Genomic DNA, 21,858 nt, shown 5'->3' with positions numbered 1-21,858 from the left:
TCCTGTGAAACACTTTTATTAGCGCATAATTTTACTGTATTATCACATGCATATATTAAATAACCACTATGTGTTTGTTACTCTTGTCGCATACACCAATAAAACATTGCCCTATGACTTTAAGTGAATCGTTAAAAATAGCAGAATCTGCCCATCAACAAAAACAATTTGAAGTGGCTGAAATAGCATATTTGAAAATTATTAATGAATACAATAATAATGACGCAACTTATGGCTTAGCAACTTTATATGCTCAGACTAAACAATTTGAACGAGCCATACCATTATTTAAGGATGCGCTAGCTAAAGAGCCTTTCGCACTAGATATTACGCTTAATTATGCTATGTGTTTAAATGCTGCAAATAAATCTGATTTAGTTTTAGCGTTAATCGCAGGTATTAAAGATCGATTACCCAACGATGCCCACATTATAAATTCATTTTCTCATTTAGCTCTGTCAATCAAGCAACCAGAATTATCACTTGAAATAGCGACAAAATATGAAAACAATAATCCCCAAACAAAAATAATTTGTGCTCAAGCATATATGCAATCTGACCATTGGAATAAAGCAGTAGCTCTATGGCAAAAGATAGGCATGTTATCGTCACAACAGGCTGTTATACAAAAAAACCTTTCCATTTGTTACGCAAAGTTGAGGCAGTATAAAAATGCCATTAACGCATTTGACACTTTTCTTAAACACACTCCAGTTAATAGTATTAACTTCTTAAAATTTGCTGACTTATATATTCTTGCTCGTGATGTAAAGCTAGCAAGAGTCCAATTAGACAAAGCTATAGCCCTGAACGATACTAGTTTGACTAGATATGAAATTGAAATACGCGTTTGTCGTTTTGAAAATGCTCAAGCGTCGGCATTAATTGCCGCTGACAACGCCTTAAAAATGAATCCAAATAGCTATATTGCTTGGGGCGCTAAACAAGAAATTGGTGCACAACATCAACAAGCAATAACTTGTTTATCGCACCTTTTGGATGACTCGATAGATAATAATTTTCAGAACCAACAAAATTTATTCATTTTAGCAAAAGCCTATGAAAAATTAGCGCAATACCAACTGGCTTTTCGCTGTTTTAGTAAAGCCAATAATTTGCAAAAGGATATTATTCAACGTCTTAATTTAACCTATGACCTTCCTAGTGCTGAAGAGCATAATCAATTTCTTCAGCAAGTTACCTCTTCAAATAAAATAAAACAGTTAACCCCTAGCCATATTTTTATTGTCGGTATGCCCAGATCTGGCACAACGTTAATGGATCGAATGTTATCTCAGCATCCGAATATAGAAAGTAGTGGCGAAAATGAAGCACTAGCATTATTTATTGAAAACAAAGTTAATGCGCAAAAAGAAAACATTGAAACCAATTGGGATGATTTTTTTAGTCAAAATAGAATTGAAATGCAGCGTTCATATAACAGTAAAACGGCACTAAACGCAGACATTATAGTAGATAAAATGCCTCATAACTTTCGTTATGTGGGCGCTATATTATCTATTTTTGAACAAGTTAAAGTCATTCAAATGAGAAGGACGCCTGAAGATTTAGCATTATCAATTTTCTCTCAACCCTTTGCTCCACATCATAATTATGCAGCTAATTTAAAGAATATTGCCCATGCAATATTTCAAGCAAATAAGCTAATGGACTTTTGGCGAGACAGCTTCCCAGAACAAGTTATTGATGTAAGTTATAATCAGCTAACGACTTTACCTAAAGATGAAGCGAGGTTGATCTTTAAGTTTTGTAATCTAGATTGGCATGATGATTATCTAAATTTTCACAAAAAGCATGTTAATAGTTTCACCTTTAGTGAGCTGCAAGTACGGCAGCCAATTAATACCAGCAAACAAAACTTTGCTCGACATTATGAAGAAGAGTTATCAACATTTAGACAGCTTTATAATCAATTAACTCAAAGTAAATGCTGACTCCTAGCCTCTAACCATTGGCTGCGAGCTTGAAAACTCGCTAAAATAGACCTTTGTTCTTCTATAGATAAATCAGGGTGCCAGATAGAGAATATCATCACCACGCGATCTTCTTCTGAAGGATTAATAGCTTCATGTATATAAGAGTCATCAAAAATAATGACTTTACCTTTTTGCCACGCCCTAATTTCATTTGCTACGGTTAAATAACCGCCTTTTGGTACAATAATGGGTAAATGTACTGTCAAACTATGATTAGACTGCCCAAAGTGCGGCTGGATATGCTGTCCGGCTTTTAACAACGAAAAAAACACCTCAAATGGTTTGCCATCGACCTTATATAAAGGGATGCCTGCCAATATTTTTGCTGTTTTAGGCATTAATGACAATAAACTATTATTAGCTACGCCATCTTTATATATATTGAGTGCTGTCCAATTTTTTGATCCTACTAATGATTCAAAACCTTTTACTTTATAACTACCATCTAAATATGGCATGCCTTTTTGCTCAATTAAACTCAGGAGCTTAACAAACTCATCAGTTAAGTCATCAAAGCTTTCTTCAAGTAATTGGCACCAATCAAATTGGTTACTCTCATGGATAGGCTTAGCTTCAAGTTCAGGAATGTAGAATAAATGTGGTTTTTGACCATCTGTTAGGTAATTTACCTGCTCATTATGAGTTTGTGGCCATATAGCGTTTGCTATTCTTGTGCTGCCCTTTGTAGATTCAACACTTTGTGAGTGTAGTTTAGTGAAGTGAGAACGTAGTGCCTTATTTGCGTGATGAGATCTTACCCGGGTTTCATAAGAAAGCTTTTCGTTTTGATGCATTAAAGTCAACCTAGCATCAATATCATTACCTAATGAGTATAAAGCTAAAGCTTTTTCTAGCTCGCCGATTTGTTGGAAAAAGTAACCACCATAAAGGTAGGCTTTCAAAAGCCGCTTGTCATGTTTTATGCAAGCTAAATACGCATTTCCAGCATTTTTTGTCTCGCCAATTTGCTCTTCAATTATGGCTAGTCGATATAGCTGCTCTAAGTCTTTATCATTTGTAGCGATGTATTCTCTTAATAATTCCAACCCCTTTTGGTTATTCTGGCTATTAAATGCCTGATCTACTTGTTCTAATAACCGTTTTTTGCTCATAACTTATAACCCCTGATTTTCCAGCCCATAACACCTGCATTGTCATTCAACTGTATCAATTTAAAAGATACTTTAGTGCCTAACTTTTCAAGTGAAGTACAGAGCTTCTTCACTTTATCTTTCGATAAAGACGCTAAAATCAATTGATTTAATCTCGAGTTTTCTGCATCAATTCTTGCCTTCATATTTTGGAATGCTTCCATTATAACGACAAGATTTTGGTTTTTATTTTTAAGTTGAATAAGCTTATCAATTGCTAAAAAGACCTGACCTGTGATGGCATTACTTTTGACCCAAGCAGCATTGTTAAGAATTTTCTCTCCATTTTCATTCAATTGTTGCAAACTCAAAGACCCAGCTAAAAACAACTCAAAATTTTCCAATAAGCCACTTGTAAGCAGTAAATTAAACTCCTTTATTTTATCCTTTGCAGGAATGACTACTTCACTATCTTCATGGTGAATAACAAACAAAAATTGTCCTTTATGCTTTAAAACTCTCACTAGTTCAGGGGTAGATAAATTGAGTTTTGAATACTCTAAGCCAAATTGACTTGTCACAGCGTCAAACACACAATCGTCAAATGGGAGTTTTTGAATATTTATATCAGGAATAAAATGAACGGTACTTAGCAGCACACTTGCATCAGTGTATTTTTTGGGGTCTATAGAGGCGCGATCAACTGCGGTAACTTTTAGGCTTTTATTAAATTGTAATAAACGCCTTGCAACACTGCCATTACCCGTTGCTAAATCTAGCACAGTTGAATAATGGCTTAACTGTAATGAAAAACACCGCCAAATATCTGAAAGTATGACATGGTCTTCTGTATTACTCTTTGTAATACAGCTCTCTTGATGGTTATTTTGCCAGTATAATGACCAAGCTTCAGTCTTTTCCATACTAATCCTCTCTTGGCGTTATATCACACGGTGCGGTTAACCGGAAAATATCAGCAGGTCCGTTAAAAGGTATTGTTCCATGCCAAACATATGAGGGAAATAAAACAACTAACCCTGCATTAGGTGTGACAATTTTCGATACTTTTTCTCGCTCTTTTAGATTCATCGAGCTTTCTCCGAATTTTATTGCACCTGCATGCTCTGAAGATTGATCGTATTGAGAGAAATCAGGTACTTTCACATAAAATGATGAACTCAACCAACCTTCAGGATGAACATGATTAACATGGAAACCATTGGGTTTAAGCTTTACTGACCATGAACCAGAAAAGTTTACGTGATTAGTTTTTCTCGACAATAGCGGGTGTAAGCTATCATCAGGCAGTGACGATATATAATCTAGAGTGACCTCTTCAAACGATTTTTTGAGATCAATAATTGGCTTTATCGGTTGATAAAAAAGTCTACCGGGTGTCTGCGTACCAAACTTTAATGTTTGTTTCAAAGGCTCATGCTGTGTCTGATGCATTGACAATAAAGCAGCCTCTAATTCATCTAAAAACATAGCCCTTGAACTATATCCATTGGGTACTGGAATATCATAGCTCTGTATATGTTTCTGATAATCTACTAGCCATTCATATCGTGGGTCATTAGTCAGTCTCCAGCAGATACTCTTATAAGCGATGAGTAGTTGATTATGAGGCGCTATTTTCTCAGCGTAAGCTATTTGATGCAGCGCTTTATCATAATCAAAATCTATGATTAATAATTCGATTAAATCTAAAGCATTTGAAAGTTTATATTCATTGAGCAGTACTGGCTCTATCAGTGAGATTGCCAGTTTAATTTCGCCCTCTGAAGCTAAAAACTTACCTTTTAAATGCAAAAGCTCAGGCGTTTTATCAAGCTTTAATGCCTCTTCAACTACGACTGATGCTTGTGCTTTAGCCCCAGAGGAAAACAAACTCTCAGCATAAGTATGCCGTAATCGGGAATTATTCGGTAAATGTTCAATCGCAAGTTTAAAGCTTTTACCAAACTCACTTTTCTTACCTGTTTGCCAATAGAATTCATTCAGTGTTTCATGCACTTCACAATTATCTGGTGCTTTTCTTAGTGCATTCCAGTATGCCTGTTCTGCTGCAGGGTAATTACCCATATCAAATTGAGTATTTGCTTCATTAAAATCAATGTCAGAGATGTTTGGGGCAATAAGTTTCGCTTCGTTGAAACACTTAATCGCAGCAGAAAAATCACCCGTCATGCGGTAGGCTATGCCTAGGTTATGTAAAGCATTTACATAACGAGGATTTACACTCAGTGCTTGCTTATAATAAGCTATAGCAGCAACGAAATCGTGTTCAGCTTTGTATATATTCCCGAGCGATGTTAAGGCTGAAGTATTATTTTTAGACAAGTTTAGCACTCGTAAAAAACTATCTTTTGCTTGCGTTAATTTCTTATCCTGTAAATATAATAAACCAAGGTTTTTGATCGCATCGACATATTGAGGGTGTAATTTAATGGCTTTATTGTAATGAAATTCTGCTAACTTACTATTTGATATTTGTTTATAAGTATTCGCAATATTGTTATGAACTTGTGACTGATTATCGTTAATCTTTAAAGCGCTATTGAAATAACTAATCGCCTTATCAATATCGCCATCAGCTTTATAAGCCATCGCAGCCAAATGCATTACATCCCATGATCACTCGCTGAGATTAATAATGGCTTAAGTTCTTTCAGCACAAGTTTGACTTGGCCTTTTTGAAATAAAGAAAATAGTTGTTGAAGTTTAATGGTTATATTTGAGGAGCTAACATTTTGCATATTTTATAGTATCTATTTTTATAAATGTAATTTAGCAGCGTCATATTTAGTTTTATTACCATACACCATCTTACGTTAGATTAAAAAAAAAGTGACCAACAAACGTTGGTCACTTTTTTATTTCTTAATACTTAATTAAAACTAAAGTAAGTTTTAATTAGTGATTAATTAAACGTGTAAGAAGCACTCAAGAATACGCGAGGACCAATTACGTCATACGTTTCTGGGAAAGTGTTAGCTTGTGATTGTGACTCACCTAAAGCAGTAGGTTCTTCATCAAATACGTTTTTAACACCAAAGTTAACATTTAAGTTTTCGTTAACTAAGTAGCTTGCACTTAAATCAACATAGATAGCTGCATCAATTTCAGAAACAACTAAGTCACTACGTGTAATTGGGTCATCACCAATTAGTTGGTCATCATCAGTTGAACCGATGTAACGTACTAAAGCAGATAATGTTAAATCGCCATTTGTCCAGTTAACACGAGTGTTAGCTTGGAACTCAGGTTGTGGGTTACCACAAGTGTTACCGTATGAACCAGCACATTCGTTGATTGTATCTAAACCAACAACTGGAACTACGTCAGACGTATCAAGGAATGTAGAACGGAATTGAATGTTCAAGTCAGAACCACTATCAAACAAACCAAAATCAAGTTCAGTATTGTAAGTTACGTTAAAATCAACACCGCTTGTTTCAATTGATGCAATGTTTGCATTCAATGATTTAACAACGTCAACATTACCGTCTGCACGACGACTAATGTTTTGACATGTTTCATGCGATGCATCTTTAACAACGTTGTAACAAACGTCAAGCGTGTTATTTACACCGTATACAGAAATAGCATCTTCGATTTCAATTTTGAAGTAATCAATTGTGAAATCTAAACCTTCAAATGGTTGAACAACAATACCAACAGTAAGCGTATCAGAAGTTTCTTCTTGAAGATCTGAGTTACCACCGAATGAACCTTCGATTTGACCGTTAGCTTGTTCGAAAACACCGATTTGGGCAGCTGATACACCGTCAGCAAGACAAAGTGCGTCACTTGTAATACCAGCTTTGTAACCATCTACAGCACATGGATCAACCGCACCTGGGAAGCCTGCAGACGCACCTAAGAATAACTCAGATACATTTGGAGCACGTACTGATGATTGGAAGCCAACACGAGTGCTGATCCAGTCAGTTGGTGCCCAGTTTATCGCTGTAGCGAATGATGAAACACGACCAATGTTAGAGTAATCAGCAAAACGTGCTGCACCCCAAAGGCTTAAGTCTTCAGCAAATTCTTTACCGCTCATAAGTGGAATAGAGAATTCTGTAAAGATTTCATCAGAGCTATATGAACCAACAGTTGCTTCACCAGCATTAAAGCCTAGTACATCACCTGCAGCTAAGAATTCATCTGGACGGTAAGTTGATTCGTCTTGACGTTTTTCATAACCAAAAACAACACCAACTGATTCTTCAGCGCCTGGGAAAGTAAATGGTAATGCACCAGATACCGTTGCCATGAACACTTCTTGTTTAAGTGTAGTCGCGTTAGTTGCACCAATATTAACAAAGTCTACAGCTTCATCAGAAATGTTGCCTTCACCGAAAATATTAAGTGGAACACAACCGCCTGATGTATCTTGACACGCTGTAGCATCGTCATTAACTAAAATAGCTTGTTTAAAGCGTGAAGCTGCAACATCGTTATTTAACAGTGTTGTGTGGTCTAATTGTGAACGACTGTAATAAACATCGTATGACCAATCGTCATTAATGTAACCGTCGATACCAACTAAAATACGCATTGCATCACGTGTATCGATAGATTGGCGTGAACCGTTTTCTACCATACGACGACCAACAAACATATCATAAGTGCCATCAGCATTTAATGCTGATTCAAGAAAATCATCTGACTCATCATCAGGAGTTCCATTATTATTTGTTATTTGTGCAGTTAAGATTGCATTTTGAACATCAGCACCAAAAAATGCACTGTTAGGGTTTACTGTAATTGTTGTAAACGCTGGAGTTGGTGCTAATTCTTGTGGAACTTCGTTACGAATAAAAGAAAGTTCACTGTAGATACGAGTCTCGTCATTAATGTAAAAATGAGAGAATGCGTTCATTGTTAGACGTTCTTGAGGTAACTGTAAAAAGTTATCAGGTGCATAGTTAAAACGATCAGCGCCTGTAAATGCAGCACCAGTACCATCTGGAAGGAAACGACCTAAGCTTGAACCAGCATTTGCACCAGTGTTAAGCGTTGGACCACCAAATACACGAGTACCTGGAATACCAGAAGAACCACCAGCAATTAATTCGCCATCGCCTTCAGTTAAAGCAACACTTGCAAAGTCACGGTCGCCTTGGAATAAAGGTTCACGTTTTGAGTAACCAACGTAAAGTACTGCGTTACCACGGTCATCAGCAAAGTTGCCACCCATGGTTAAATCTAAGTTGAATTTTTCAGCATCGCCTTCAGTCGTTACATCATATAACGTTGAAATTTCAACACCTTCAAAATCATCTTTCATTTTAAAGTTAACAACACCACCGATTGCATCTGAACCGTATACAGCAGAAGCACCACCAGTGATGATTTCAACGTTTTCAATTAGAGAAGCTGGAATCGTGTTTAAATCAACAACGCCTGATTGGTTAGCAGGAACCCAACGACGACCGTTAACCATAACTAAAGTACGAGAAGTACCTAAGCCACGTAAATCTACTGTTGCTGTACCGTCACCAGGGTTGTTTGAGCTAGGACCAAACGAAGGTAAAGTAGAAGGTAACTCAGCAAGTTTTTGCTCGATGTTAAGGTTACCTGAAATAGCGAATTCTTGAGCGCTAATTTCGATAATAGGTGTTACAGCAGTTAATTCAGAACGACGAATACGTGAACCAGTTACCTGGATACGTTCAACACCTTTCTCTTCTGCAGCTGCTTCTTCAGCAAATGCCATAGCACTTGGTGCAGCTAGAATAGTTGTTGTTGCGCCAGCTACAAGAGCTAAGCGAACAGCTTTAGTAAGCTTGTTACTTTGATACATTGATATACTCCCTGGACCACTTTCGTGATACTAGTGTTTAATTTCAAGACTATGTTGTCTTGTTGTTGAATTACTTATTGGTTGAAAACCAAATCTGTCAGCTAAGATATTAAACTTAATCTTGTTAATGGGTCAACACAAACAGTTACGTTTTATTTACATACTTCAGCAATATCACTAAAACACATTAGAAAAAACATAGATTAGTCGCTAGATACAATAAGGTATTAATATGACTTTATTTACAAAAACTTACTTACCAAAGATTATAACGATTAAGTAAACACAATCGAAAGTAAAAATTAAAGTATTATAAAACATAGGGTTAATTTGATTCTCTTGTTTATTGATTAATGTAAATCTACATATATTACGTAACTAAAAGTTAAACTAAGTAAAAAAACCATATAAAAACCCAGCAGCAACATAAACCTTTATTAACAATAACTTAAAGAAAACAGTTGTTAACGTAAACAAAATGAAACAGTTGCTAATATTTATTTTCAATTATTTTGTAACCGAGCAAAATTTTAACAACAATTAACCACTCTACGCAGGTTTATTGGCATTCTAGGGCTTTTTCAGTGATTAAATTTAAGCTCCTAAGCTCAAAAAAAATACAGGTGAATAAATTGGTTATGTATTTTTATCATCCAATAACTCCCTAAAATTTAAAAGTCAGCGTGCTCTATAGCTATGAGTTATAAATCGACATAAATTCACTGTTTCATTGTGCTATAGTTGCCCTCAAATTTACTATGCAAAATATTCTATGGTTATTGATCCCGTCCTCGACATTAGTTTATGGATAACCTTATGTAGTGTTGGCTTTGTTGCGGGCCTTATTGATGCTATCGCTGGTGGTGGTGGTATGCTAACAGTGCCAACATTATTAACATCAGGTTTACCGCCCCATGTTGCACTTGGAACAAATAAACTCGCGGCCTCTTTCGGTTCACTTACTGCGTCGTTTACTTTTTATCGAAAAAACCTGTTTAACCCTAAATACTGGCGACTATCTATTATAGCAACTGCTGCCGGCGCGATTTTAGGCACTATAATTGTAAATTTTTTATCTGTAGAGTTTTTAGATAAATACATTCCAGTGCTTGTAGTTTTGACCGCTATTTACACGCTATTCTCAAGATCCGTTACCAGTGAAGTTCTTGGTTTACCAATAAAAAACAAGATAATAAAAATTAAACAAATAATACAAGGGCTCATTTTAGGCTTTTATGATGGTGTCGCAGGCCCTGGTACTGGCGCATTTTGGGTAAGCTCATCAAATGCCCTGTACAAAATTGATATTCTCCTTAGCTCAGGATTAGCACGCTCAACCAACTTTGTTAGCAATTTCTTTAGCTTATTAACCTTTATCTATCTTGGACACGTTAATTTTGTACTTGGCATTTCGATGGGAATTTTTATAATGCTTGGTGCTTGGGTAGGCGCTCATTGGGCGATTAAATTTGGTAGTAAGTTTATACGCCCTGTTTTTATCACTGTTGTTATTCTTATGTCAGTTAATTTAGCCTATCAAGCTTGGTTAAGTTAAGGAAAATTTCTCATGCAAAGTGCGATTAATAAAATTCATGCAATTCTCGATCAAATAGACGAACAAGCTAAACTTGTTGACCAACAAAATAAGCATTCAAAGTCTCATAAAATAATTCAAGAAAATGATATTTTTTCTGAGAAGCTATTTCTCACTCACAGTGATCAATTTCATCCTTATGTGGCAGAAGTAAAAGATAAAACCAATGAATTGTCTCGCCTGTTAACGGCTAATAAAAACACCCTTGCCCATAGTCGCTTGTTAATTATCGAGCAGCAGATTTCAGCCTTGAGAAATGCATTAAATTCAAATAGCACTCTGCATAAAGAACCTGCTCAACGACTTGTTGCCATTAAATCCAGACGTTTTAAGAAAGCAGCACAGGCGGTGATGCAATCAAGTCATAACTTACACAATAAACTTAACGAAACTTTTGAGTTTGAAAGGCGATTACTAGAAATGATCGAAATACGTGAAAGACAAATGCACGGAGCACCAGCTAATAAATCTAAACAATTAACAGATGAAACACTTGCCCTACATCAACGTCTTGGCCGATGTCGCCAAGCCATTTCAAAATTAGAACGCGAAATATCTAAATCCGAACAGTTTTAAAGTAGCGTCTCTATTCAATTTTTTACTTAAAATTTGTATTTACGCCGAAAAAAGATTGGTGTTTTCATTGCACTAGCATTAGTCTTGCAAATATATCCATTAAAAAAAGTCATAAACATGAAAATTTCTGACGATATACATAACTATTACGAGAAGTTAGTTTCACAACATTTTACAGCCTTGAAACTAGAAGATAACTATGATGCTGAGTTCATTGCCGACTTAGTTTGCGTTGTGTTAAACCAATTACCTACACGCTACATACGCCATGAAGTTGATATGGCTTTCTATTTGCCCGCTTCTGAGCGGTTTGAGATGGAAAACAACGTCAAAGTTGCTGTATCTAAAGCTTTAGAATTCATGAAAGAGCATAATTAATCTCTCTCAATTTCCTTATGCCGCTAAATTAACGGCTAGCTTTAATAACTAAATCATTACAATAAGTGGGTATACTTTTGAATATTCCAGATCTCCCTAATCATCATGCATTAGCGGTTTTGTTAATCACCGTTTTAGCATTATATTTATTTCGCCGTGAAGATATACCGCTAGAAACCTCATCGCTAGCTGTGATGGCTATATTATGTGTAATGTTTGCAGTTTTTCCATTTTCAGTTGATGGTGTTCACTTTGAACCCAGTACTTTATTTTTTGGTTTTGGCCATGAGGCTTTGGTGACCGTTTGTTCATTAATGATTATTGGTCACGGTATTGTGCGGACCGGTGCGTTAGAACCGATTGGACGATATTTAGCTAAGTTATGGAAAATCAGTCCTGCGTTGTCATTGTTAATTACACTTGTGCTAGCTGGAACTTTAAGTGCTTTTATAAATAATACGCCCGTTGTTGTATTGCTCCTGCCTATTTTAATCAGTGTATCTTTGCGAACTAAAACTGACTCGTCACCCATGTTATTACCCATGGGGCTTGCCACTTTAGTGGGCGGTATGGCAACCACTATTGGTACTTCAACCAATTTACTGGTTGTTAGTATTGCCAGCAATATGGGCGCAGCTGAATTTGGCCTTTTTGACTTTGCTAAACCAGCACTTATTGCTTCCGTTGTCGCGGTTATTTATTTATGGCTTGTAGCACCTAAGCTGCTGCCAAGTAGATCCCCTTCAATGCCTGACACATCGCCTCGGATTTTCAGTGCTTATCTTAATATTAATGAAGAAAGTGCTGTTAACGAAAAAACTATCACTGAAATAATTGCCCTAACAGACGGACAATTAAAGATAGAAAGTATTCAGCGCGGACCTGAAAATAAAAATATTATTCCCTTACCAGATACCGTACTCATTGTTGGTGACAGATTAAAAGTTCATGATTACCCGGACAGACTTAAAGAATACGAAACAGTACTTGGTGCCACCTTATTTTCAGGTCAGCATAAAGTTGATGAAGAGCATCCTTTAAAAGCTGAAAAACAAATTTTAGCTGAAATTGTCATTATTGCTGGTTCAGGTATTGAAGGTCGTACCTTACAAGAAGCTAACTTTATTAATAAACACGCCATCACCGTTGTTGCCTTACATAGAGCAGGTAAGGCTATGGAGATTGGGCGTAATGGTATTGGTAAAACCCGCTTAAAAATTGGCGATGTACTCCTTGTTCAAGGTGAAATAGAACAAATAGCCTTATTAAAAGAAAAACCGGGGTTATTGATAATAGATGGTGCAGAATCATTACCACAAACAAGTAAAGCGCCAATAGCATTAGGCACATTGCTCGCTGTGGTTGTAACGTCAGCTATTGGTATTTTACCCATTGAAATTAGTGCGGTTTGTGGTGTGTTAATCCTATTACTGACTAAATGCTTAGACTGGCAAGAAGCTTCTTCTGCGCTAAGCACTCAAGTTATATTAATTGTTGCAGCATCATTGGCGTTAGGCTCGGCTATGATGATGACTGGCGGCGCAGAATATATAGCACAAGTATTTGTTGCTTTATCATATGGTTTACCTCCAGGTGGAATTTTAGCGGCATTAATGTTGTTACTAGCCATCTTAACCAATATTGTTTCTAACAATGCTGCAGCAGTTATAGGAACGCCCATTGCGATTTCCGTGGCTAGTCAATTAAATCTATCGCCAGAACCTTTTATTTTAGCGGTATTATTTGGTGCTAACCTAAGTTACGCAACGCCTATGGCTTATAAAACCAATTTATTGGTCATGAATGCGGGGGTTATAAGTTTTCTGACTTTATGCGTATTGGTATTCCGTTAATTATACTGATGTGGATAACACTTTCTTTACTTCTAAACTGGATGTATTTATAACTGAGCCGCACAGTAGATATATTTAAAGGCAAGGTATTGATTTAATTGATACTTTGCCTTCCTCCCTTCTCAAGCTTTTGATATACAATCAATTATTATCTTCACTACATCACTAAACCGCATATACAGATAAAATATAAATGACTTTTTCATACCAAAATATAAGCATGCTAAATGTGTTATTAATAATCGATTATCTAATGCACTTGGGTTTCCCCGCACATAAAATTTAACAGCTACGGCCAGAGCAAACTTCTCAATACGCACTGGGCTTAGCTGACATTACTCATAACGCAAATTAAATGACAATATTGCAAGTATATGAGCTAGTATTAAAGGTATAAATTAATAAAGAAATATATAAAGGACTCACTATGGTGACGTTTACCTTAAATGGCAAAAATGTTGAATCTAACTCCCCACAAGATACACCACTACTTTGGGTTATTCGCGATGAATTAGGATTAAAAGGCACCAAATTTGGCTGTGGCATAGCTATGTGTGGCGCATGTACAATACATATTGACGAACAAGCGGTACGTTCTTGTAACTTTCCGCTTAAGCAAGCTCAGGGCAAAGTTATCACCACCATTGAAGGACTGAACGATTCTCATCCATTACAAAAAGCTTGGGTAGAAGAACAAGTGCCACAATGCGGCTATTGTCAGTCTGGACAAATTATGCAAGCGGCTACCTTACTAAAATACTACCCCTCACCAACAGATGAAGAAATTGTTACGCACATGAATGGCAATTTATGTCGTTGTATGGCTTATCATCGGATTAAAAAAGCGATAAAGCGCGCAGCGAAAGTAACAGACACCGATATAAGTGGTGTTAATATTTATTATCCAGATGAGCAGGAGATTCAATCATGAGCATCTCAGATAAAGGTAAAGACAACATCGACCTTTCTCGACGCAACCTACTGATTGGTTCAGTAGGTGCCGCTTTCATGGTAGCTTTTGCACCATCACTACTTGCTCAGCAATCATCAGTTAACAAAATGCTAACTGACAAGAATTTTTCTCCAACAGTTTGGTATGAAATAGATCAAAACGGCGTTATTAAGGTTAATATCGCACGCGCCGAAATGGGTCAGCATGTAGGTACTGCATTAGCTAAAATTGTTGCTGAGGAACTAGGGGCAGACTGGAATGACGTTATTATTGAGCATGTAAACACCAATCCAAAATGGGGTTACATGGTTACAGGTGGCTCTTGGTCAGTATTTCAAAGTTATGAGCCATTATCACGCGCAGGTGCTGCTGGCAGAGCCATTCTCATTGAAGCTGGCGCAAAAGCGTTAAATAAATCAATAGCAGATTGCCACGCAGAAAATGGCTTTGTCGTTTGTGGTCAGCAACGCATCAGCTTCGCTGAGTTGATTAAAACACAACAATTTAATAAAACAGTTTCTGCTGACGAGCTTAAAAACTATGCTATCAAGTCACGCAAACATCACACGATTATAGGTAAACAAAGTCAAGCCTTAGATATACCACCTAAAGTTAATGGTACTGCGGTTTACGGTATTGATGTTGAAGTGCCGGGTATGATTTTCGCACGTCCTGTAGTGCCGCCATCGCGATACGGAAATAAAGTTGAATCCGTTGATGACAGTAACGCTAAAAAAATTACTGGTTATCAAGGTTACAAGGAATTATCAGACCCAAGCGGTTGGCTTGAGGGCTGGGTTGTCGTTTTTGCTGATAATTACCCCGCTGCTGTTCAAGCAGTTGATAAAATAAAGGTCAGCTACCTTCACAACGATGCTTTGAGTATTTCTGAAGCTGATATACAAAATCGCGGTAAAGCTTTAATTGCAGATCAAGAGGCAGGCGCATTGCTAGTTGATGTCGGCAATACCGCTACCGCGCAAGAAAGTGCAGCTAGTCAATTCGACTCGACTTATACAACTTCTAGCGCAATGCATTTTCAGCTTGAGCCAGTCAACGCAGTTGTTGAATTTAAAGAGGGTGTATGGCACGTCCATAGTGGTAATCAATGGCAATCACTTACGCTCCCAGCAGTCGCGAAAGCTCTTGAAGTAGATGACTCACAAGTTATTATTCATCAATATTACTTAGGCGGTGGATTCGGTAGACGATTATTTGGCGACTACATGATCCCAGCAGTATTGGCGGCAAAAGCCATAGGTAAACCGGTAAAAATGGTATTTACCCGTGAAGATGACGCTCATTTCGATCAACCTCGCTCGCCTAGTGTCAGTAATTTAAGTGCCACACTTAATGACGACAATGAGGTTATTGGCATTGAGCACAGATTTACCTCAGGTTGGCCAACTAAAGCGATGGCAGCAGGATTTTTAGCGCCAAGTAAAGATGGTAAGAAAAAAATTGATATGCTTTCTGCAAGCGGTTCAGATCACTGGTACTCATTGCCGAACCACAAAGTGCTAGTTTATAACAATGATCTAGCACAAAAAACATTTGTTCCCGGCTGGTTAAGATCAGTAGGACCAGGTTGGATCCAATGGAGCGTTGAATCATTCATGGATGAACTCGCCCATAAAAGCGGACAAGATCCTGCAGAGTTTAGACTCGCTTTACTTGATGCTCAGGGACGACAATCTGGTAGTGCACCTCATTCAGTCGGTGGCGCTAACCGTTTAAAAAATGTTTTGAACGAATTAACTAAAAAAGTAGATACCCAACAAACTCTGCCTAAAAACCAAGGTATAGGTATCGCATTAAGCTTTGGTCAAGAGCGGTCTATGCCCACTTGGGTTGCATTAGCTGCACATATTGAAGTACACCCTGAATCAGGCAAGGTGACAGTAATAAAACTGACCTGTGTTGTTGATTGTGGTGTTGTTGTGCATCCGGACGGTGCGCTGGCGCAATTAGAAGGCTCTTTGCTATGGGGTGTCAGTCTAGCTCTGCATGAAGGTACCGAATTTAAAAACGGACAAGTAACAAGTAGCAATTTACATAACTACTTTCCATTGCGTATGAAAGACGTACCCGATATGGATATTTCGTTTGTGGAAAGTGATGAATTTCCCGTCGGTCTTGGGGAACCAGGCACTACAGTAGTTGCTCCTGCAATTGGTAACGCAATTTTTAACGCCATAGGGCTCAGACTCAAGTCATTGCCAATGACTCCACCGGTTGTAAAAGCCATGATTGAACAAAAACAAGGGGACACAGCATGAGCAGGTTAATTAAAGCCAGTGTTAGCGCCTTAGTGTTAAGCATAACGGGCATCTCAGTATCAGCCTTAGCAAATGACCCTTATCAAGCGTTTATCGACAAACCTACGGCAGCAACTGCCATTGAATATATGCACCAAGTTGCAACCCACCCGCGCTGCAAAAATTGTCATGGTGTTGTTGATAAAGAAGGTAGTTTTTATCCAACGGTTGGCGACAACCGTCGCCCTCACCCGATGAACATTACTGTTGCTAATAATGTTGTGCTATTTAAAGATGGCGAGACATTCAAACAGGTACCCGGTGTTGTATTAAGCTGTGCTTCTTGTCATCAACATAGTAATGGTGATAAAAAAGGTATGCCCCCAGGTAATATAGCACCAGCGATGCCAGGGTTTGTATGGCATATGCCACAGCAAAACATGATTATTCCTGAAGGGATCACTGTTGAGCAATTATGTAACAAGTGGCTTGATCCTGAACACAACAGCAGCCATTTAGCTCAACGTGGTGGTAAAGATGACCTTGTAACGTTCAAAAAAGAGTTTCATGAACACCACGCAAAACTTGATCCACTTGTAGCATGGAGTTGGTCACCTGGCCCAGGAAGAGAAAAAGCTCCGGGACAACACCAAGACTTCGTCAGAGCAGTAGGAGTATGGATAGATGCTGGAGCGCCTTGCCCAAAATAAGCCATTAAACTAACGCCAACATATTTATTCTGCTAGTAATGAAGGTCATTACGGCATTGAGGGTACTGAAGATAAAGAGTTTTAGTCGGGAGTATGAAGCAACATACTGTAAATAAACGCTAGCAATAGTGAAGCATTAGAATTTTTTGTAGATAACTGATTTAAAAGAAGATTGGGTGGCAACCCTAATAGCCACACTCCGGCACATGAGTCGTCTGCTGCGGTTGCTTCCTTCCGGACCTGGCCGAGTTCACAGAGTATCATTGCGGAGGGACCAAAAGGGTCACCATAGTAGCGTCAAAACAAACTCTTCAACGCGGCGCGAATTATCGCTAAACAATAGCTTGGTTGCAAGCCCTAGTTAATAAAATTAAACTGCTTGTGGTTTTTTTGCACAAACATTAGCAAATACCTGCTTAAATTCTACTAATTCTTGATTTATATCACCGGTAATAATAACGGCGTGGTGAAATTTCACTTCTTTTTTAAAGAAATCAAAACTTACGGGTACCACAGGAACATTAGCTTGTTTAGCAATATGTAAAAAACCAGTTCGCCACTCTACTGTTTTGCTTCTAGTCCCTTCTGGCGCAATACCTAAAATGAATTTCTCGTTGGAGTTAAACTCATCAACAATTTGCCCCACAACCCCATGACTATGATTACGATCGACACCAATACCCCCTATCCCGTTTAACAAGGATTTAATTGGCCAACGAAATAGACTTCCTTTCGCCAAAAAGCGTACTTTAAGGTTTAATGTAAACATGACCCCAATACCGACAAAAAAATCCCAATTTGAGGTATGCGGTGCAACGGCAAGAATAAATTTAGGTTGCTGAGGTAATTCGCCAATAATTGTCCAACCACACCGCATCATTACTTGTCGTGAAAAACGGCTTAATAGACCATAATTACGGGTTGCTATACATTCGGGTACAGTCGGTATTATCATTTTTTTCATTTACTGCGTACCAAGGATTAACGTGCTCTAGCTAGTTTTTCATTAATTTCTAGCATCACTGACTTAATAACAAGTAAATTTTCTTTGCCGAGTCTTAGTAATAGCTTTTCAGCATCATCTAATGACTCTAAAGACTCATCTTTGTATTTATACATAACACTTGGTCGTTCTAATTCTGGTTGAGTTTTAGGAATTTCCATGTCTAAAACTTTAGTTATCGCGTTATGCAGCTTGTCAGTAAAATCTTGATCAGGGTAGCCTAACTCTCCATATGCTTGGTCAATAAGTGGTTTTAGCTCAATGTACCATTGCACAAGCATTTCGCTATCCATTGAACGTAAAAGATCAACATATAGACTAAAGCGACGAGCACTACTTTCATCCCATTGCAATTTTGTGCCTTGATCAGTTTCTTGTTCAAGTGCCGTAAACTTAGTGTTTGGCATGACTAGTGGTGTGTGTTCATAAGCTAAAGTACCTTGACTGAAGTTATCAGTAAATACCACGAAACGACGGATCATATCATCCGTAACCACTAATTTAAGTAACTCTTTTCGCCAAGTTAAGGTAGGTAATTTGGTACTAAACCAGCTATCACTTTCGTCTAATTTAGGTAAGTTAATTTCAGGTTCGATATCAGCGATATCTTCTTCAATTGTCTCGGTTAGAATGTCTTGCTCAAGCAACTCTGGCTCAGCTTCAATAATTTCAACAGGCTCTTGAACTGCAGTAATAGCAACTGGAGAAGCGACTTCAATAGCACTGCTATCGTCGCCAGCAATAACATAATAATAAATAACAAAGGCGATAATCGCGGCTATAATTATCGCAATAACAGCCCAAGGCGTTTGTTTTTGTTCTGTATGTTGAATTGACATATTAACCCTTGTTTATTGAAAAAAGTGAATGATAAATAATGAATTTACCAAGTTATACCCTTGATTATAACCCTATTTATTTCTGTGCATCTTCCTGATTTTCAGGAAGTGAAGCAATAAATGCGGGATGTTTATTACAATTATCTACAACACGGCAGATATTCGGAAAATCACTCATATCAAGATTAAATCGATTAGCATTATATACTTGTGGTACTAAACAAATATCAGCCATCGTTATAAAATCACCAAAGCAATAACGCCCGGCATTCAGTTCCAATTGCTTTTCAACTGCAACAAAACCAACATTCATCCAATGATGGCTCCAAGTCAGCTTATCACTTTCTTGTAACGAAAAACTTTTTACTAAATATTGTTGCACCCTTAGGTTGTTAACTGGGTGCATTTCACAAGCTATATCAAGTGAAAGTGCCTTTACCTTAGCTTTAGCTACAATATCTTTTGGGTAAACACTTACCGATGGAAATTTATCATCTAAATACTCAATAATTGCCATTGACTGATGAAGCGTAACATCTTCATCAACAAGCGTTGGTACTAAATGCGTTGGGTTTAAATCAGTATAGGCAGCCTTGTGCTGTTCTCCACCATCTTTGACTAAATGTACTGGAATTGATTCAAACGCCAGTCCTTTAAGATGCATTGCAATTCGAACTCTATATGCGGCAGAAGAGCGCCAATAACCATATAATTTCATTTATAATACTCAATTAGCCTTGAGAAATGCCAATAATAAATCTAGACAATATTGGCAGAATCACGTTAAATTTTTACCGTTTTTTTGTTGATATCATAATCACGTAACTTATTAGCAATCGCGGTATGACTCAGTCCTAATTTTTTCGCTAATTGTCTTGTACTAGGATAAGCCGGGTAAAGCTTTCTCAGTAAATCAGCTTCAAAATTTTTCACAGCGGCATCTAATGTGCCTTCAAAATCTTGCTCTAGATAACCATGTTCGCGTGTATATGCTGGTAGCTGTAAATGTGAGGTCATAATTATATTACCTTCAATTAAAGATACCGCCCGAATTAACACATTTTCAAGCTGCCTAACATTACCTGGCCAAGGGTAGTGTTCAATAAACTCCAAACACTCAGGATCGAATGAAATATGAGTCTTACCAATACGTTGACCAAATTTAGTTACAAAAAGTTCCGCTAAAGGCACGATATCAGAACGTCGCTCTCGTAAAGATGGAATATTAAGGCCTAAAACATTTAAGCGATAATATAAATCTTCTCTGAATTCACCAAGAGACACCATGTTAAGTAAATCGCGATTTGTCGAACCTATAATACGTACATTAACTTTAATTTCTTTTTCGTCATCAATGCGTCTAAAAGTGCCATCTTGGATAACCCTTAACACTTTTGTTTGCAGTTTGGCGGACATTTCACCTACTTCATCAAAAAATATGGTGCCACCATCGGCTGACTCAAAAATACCACGTTTACTATTTACTTGCCCTGCAGCACCTGAGCCAAATAATTCAGTTTCTGCCGCGTCGTCAGGTAATGCGGCACAACTCAAGGTCATAAAAGGTTTATCGGTTCGGTCACTTGCAGCATGACAAGCGCGTGCTAATAACTCTTTGCCAGTCCCGGTTTCCCCAACAATCAACATTGAAGAGTCAAGTAAGGCCATGCGCTTGGCTTCACGAATCAATTTACGCATAGAGCTACTATTAGACTGAATGCCGTTAAAGTCATTCTCATTAGCCTTTTTAAAAACACTAATTTGCTGACCTAATCTAGCTTCAGATTTTAATATAATCACTGCACCAGCAAGTAATTGCTTTTCATCGCCATCTGCAATGTGAATAGGAATAATATCTGCAACAAAATCGTCGTCTTGAAATTTAACCCTGCGAGTTTGAGCTAGCACTTCTTCACTATCAAGCCAGCGAGAGAAATTAAACCCTTTTAGCCACTGGCCAACATGCTCTCCAATAATGTGTTCGAGCGATTCGCACATTATTTGCGCCGCGATATTATTTACCACGCGTATTTGCCCTTTGTTATCAACAGATATAAAAGGATCAGGGAAAGTTTTAACTAAGGTTTCAAATTCATTTCGTTCACGCTCTGACGGCATATAAGGTGTTGTTTTAACATCTACAATTCCGTCAATTAAACGTAATTGCGGCATAAAACTTTGTAACTCTGAAAACTCCAAATCAGGGATGTTAATAAAAATTTTTCCCGGCTGTTTAAGCTCGATACCACGTAGGTCAATCCCACGTTCAACAAATATCGCCAACACACTTTGCGCAATACCTACTCGGTCATGGCAACCAATTTCTAAACGCATTTATTAACCTCAAGCAAACATCAAAATATAATAGCGCTATTGTAAACTAATTTTTACAACAAAAAAAAGCCCCCATTGATAGGAGGCTTGGTATTATTGTTGTAAGCAAACATTACAGTAGTTGGTCAGTTTTAGCTGCACAGATAAAGTCATTCTTATGCAGCCCTTTAATAGCATGAGTCCACCAAGTAACTTTTACTTTGCCCCACTCTAATAAAATGGCCGGATGATGAAATTCTTTTTCTGCTAATTCAGAAACTTTATTTGAAAAAGCCCAAGCTAACTTATAGTTTTTGAATTTATAAACTCGCTCTAACATCATTACGCCATTGTTTACTTCAGGTACCCAGTCAGGTATTTGAGACAATAAACTTGCTAACTCATCGTCGCTAACTTTTGGAGCATCCACTTGGCATGCTTCACATTGTTGATTTGATAATTCGCCACTCATAAATATT

General features: G+C 37.6%; 17 protein-coding genes and 1 other RNA gene. 8 read left to right on the top strand and 10 right to left on the bottom strand.

Features of this window, described 5'->3' with window-relative positions:
• The first annotated feature begins 113 nt into the window (after nt 1–113).
• Entirely contained in the window at nt 114–1,955 is a 1,842-nt protein-coding gene (locus tag DBO93_RS04815; protein WP_162533724.1) for a tetratricopeptide repeat-containing sulfotransferase family protein, read from the top strand.
• Here the strand turns inward: DBO93_RS04815 and DBO93_RS04810 are convergent.
• The 4 genes from DBO93_RS04810 to DBO93_RS04795 all read right to left on the bottom strand — a co-directional run bounded on the left by DBO93_RS04810 (nt 1,940) and on the right by DBO93_RS04795 (nt 8,903).
• On the bottom strand, nt 1,940–3,109 hold the full coding sequence (locus tag DBO93_RS04810; RefSeq protein ID WP_108455307.1) for an aspartyl/asparaginyl beta-hydroxylase domain-containing protein: 1,170 nt from the start codon (nt 3,107–3,109) through the stop codon (nt 1,940–1,942). The genes DBO93_RS04815 and DBO93_RS04810 overlap by 16 nt on opposite strands.
• Nucleotides 3,106–4,011 carry a class I SAM-dependent methyltransferase gene (locus DBO93_RS04805; protein ID WP_108455306.1) on the bottom strand — a complete coding sequence of 302 codons (906 nt, stop codon included), beginning with the start codon at nt 4,009–4,011 and terminating at the stop codon, nt 3,106–3,108. Before DBO93_RS04805 ends, DBO93_RS04810 begins: the two co-directional genes overlap by 4 nt.
• A 1-nt stretch (nt 4,012) precedes the next feature.
• Nucleotides 4,013–5,713 (bottom strand): tetratricopeptide repeat protein, encoded by a 1,701-nt coding sequence (locus DBO93_RS04800; protein ID WP_108455305.1) that lies wholly within the window; start codon nt 5,711–5,713, stop codon nt 4,013–4,015.
• A gap of 298 nt (nt 5,714–6,011) precedes the next feature.
• Nucleotides 6,012–8,903: a TonB-dependent receptor gene (locus tag DBO93_RS04795; RefSeq protein WP_239059117.1), complete on the bottom strand. Its 2,892-nt coding sequence runs from the start codon at nt 8,901–8,903 to the stop codon at nt 6,012–6,014.
• A 772-nt stretch (nt 8,904–9,675) separates the two neighbouring features.
• Here DBO93_RS04795 and DBO93_RS04790 point away from each other — a divergent pair.
• The 7 genes from DBO93_RS04790 (at nt 9,676) to DBO93_RS04760 (ending at nt 17,224) form a co-directional block, all read left to right on the top strand.
• Entirely contained in the window at nt 9,676–10,458 is a 783-nt protein-coding gene (locus tag DBO93_RS04790; RefSeq protein ID WP_108455304.1) for a TSUP family transporter, read from the top strand.
• A 12-nt stretch (nt 10,459–10,470) separates the two neighbouring features.
• Nucleotides 10,471–11,073 (top strand): primosomal replication protein PriC, encoded by a 603-nt coding sequence (gene priC, locus DBO93_RS04785; protein WP_108455303.1) that lies wholly within the window; start codon nt 10,471–10,473, stop codon nt 11,071–11,073.
• Between the two features lie 117 nt (nt 11,074–11,190).
• A complete protein-coding gene (locus DBO93_RS04780) occupies nt 11,191–11,451 on the top strand; it encodes a late competence development ComFB family protein (protein WP_108455302.1) in 261 nt (86 codons plus the stop codon).
• Nucleotides 11,452–11,528: 77 nt separating this feature from the next.
• Nucleotides 11,529–13,304 carry an SLC13 family permease gene (locus tag DBO93_RS04775; RefSeq protein WP_239059116.1) on the top strand — a complete coding sequence of 592 codons (1,776 nt, stop codon included), beginning with the start codon at nt 11,529–11,531 and terminating at the stop codon, nt 13,302–13,304.
• Nucleotides 13,305–13,731: 427 nt separating this feature from the next.
• The gene (locus DBO93_RS04770; protein ID WP_108455301.1) at nt 13,732–14,235 is read left to right on the top strand and encodes a (2Fe-2S)-binding protein; all 504 of its coding nucleotides are present in this window, start codon (nt 13,732–13,734) and stop codon (nt 14,233–14,235) included.
• On the top strand, nt 14,232–16,535 hold the full coding sequence (locus DBO93_RS04765; RefSeq protein WP_204100647.1) for a molybdopterin cofactor-binding domain-containing protein: 2,304 nt from the start codon (nt 14,232–14,234) through the stop codon (nt 16,533–16,535). Before DBO93_RS04770 ends, DBO93_RS04765 begins: the two co-directional genes overlap by 4 nt.
• A complete protein-coding gene (locus tag DBO93_RS04760; RefSeq protein ID WP_108455300.1) occupies nt 16,532–17,224 on the top strand; it encodes a hypothetical protein in 693 nt (230 codons plus the stop codon). Before DBO93_RS04765 ends, DBO93_RS04760 begins: the two co-directional genes overlap by 4 nt.
• A gap of 183 nt (nt 17,225–17,407) precedes the next feature.
• Here DBO93_RS04760 and ffs read toward each other — a convergent pair.
• The 6 genes from ffs to DBO93_RS04730 form a co-directional block, all read right to left on the bottom strand.
• Nucleotides 17,408–17,504, bottom strand: an RNA gene (ffs, locus tag DBO93_RS04755) — signal recognition particle sRNA small type.
• 90 nt (nt 17,505–17,594) lie between these two features.
• Nucleotides 17,595–18,188 carry a 1-acyl-sn-glycerol-3-phosphate acyltransferase gene (locus tag DBO93_RS04750; RefSeq protein WP_239059115.1) on the bottom strand — a complete coding sequence of 198 codons (594 nt, stop codon included), beginning with the start codon at nt 18,186–18,188 and terminating at the stop codon, nt 17,595–17,597.
• Between the two features lie 17 nt (nt 18,189–18,205).
• Entirely contained in the window at nt 18,206–19,066 is an 861-nt protein-coding gene (locus tag DBO93_RS04745; protein WP_108455299.1) for a DUF3014 domain-containing protein, read from the bottom strand.
• A gap of 76 nt (nt 19,067–19,142) precedes the next feature.
• The gene (maiA, locus tag DBO93_RS04740; RefSeq protein WP_108455298.1) at nt 19,143–19,784 is read right to left on the bottom strand and encodes a maleylacetoacetate isomerase; all 642 of its coding nucleotides are present in this window, start codon (nt 19,782–19,784) and stop codon (nt 19,143–19,145) included.
• 65 nt (nt 19,785–19,849) lie between these two features.
• Complete coding sequence (gene tyrR / locus DBO93_RS04735; protein WP_108455297.1) at nt 19,850–21,400, bottom strand: transcriptional regulator TyrR; 1,551 nt, start codon at nt 21,398–21,400, stop codon at nt 19,850–19,852.
• A 112-nt stretch (nt 21,401–21,512) separates the two neighbouring features.
• Entirely contained in the window at nt 21,513–21,851 is a 339-nt protein-coding gene (locus tag DBO93_RS04730; RefSeq protein ID WP_108455296.1) for a 4a-hydroxytetrahydrobiopterin dehydratase, read from the bottom strand.
• Nucleotides 21,852–21,858 lie beyond the last annotated feature (7 nt).

It is taken from the genome of Colwellia sp. Arc7-D (assembly GCF_003061515.1).
Classification (GTDB): Bacteria; Pseudomonadota; Gammaproteobacteria; order Enterobacterales; family Alteromonadaceae; genus Cognaticolwellia.
The sequence above is the reverse complement of the archived record's forward strand: the minus strand, read 5'-3'. Positions and strand labels throughout refer to the sequence as shown.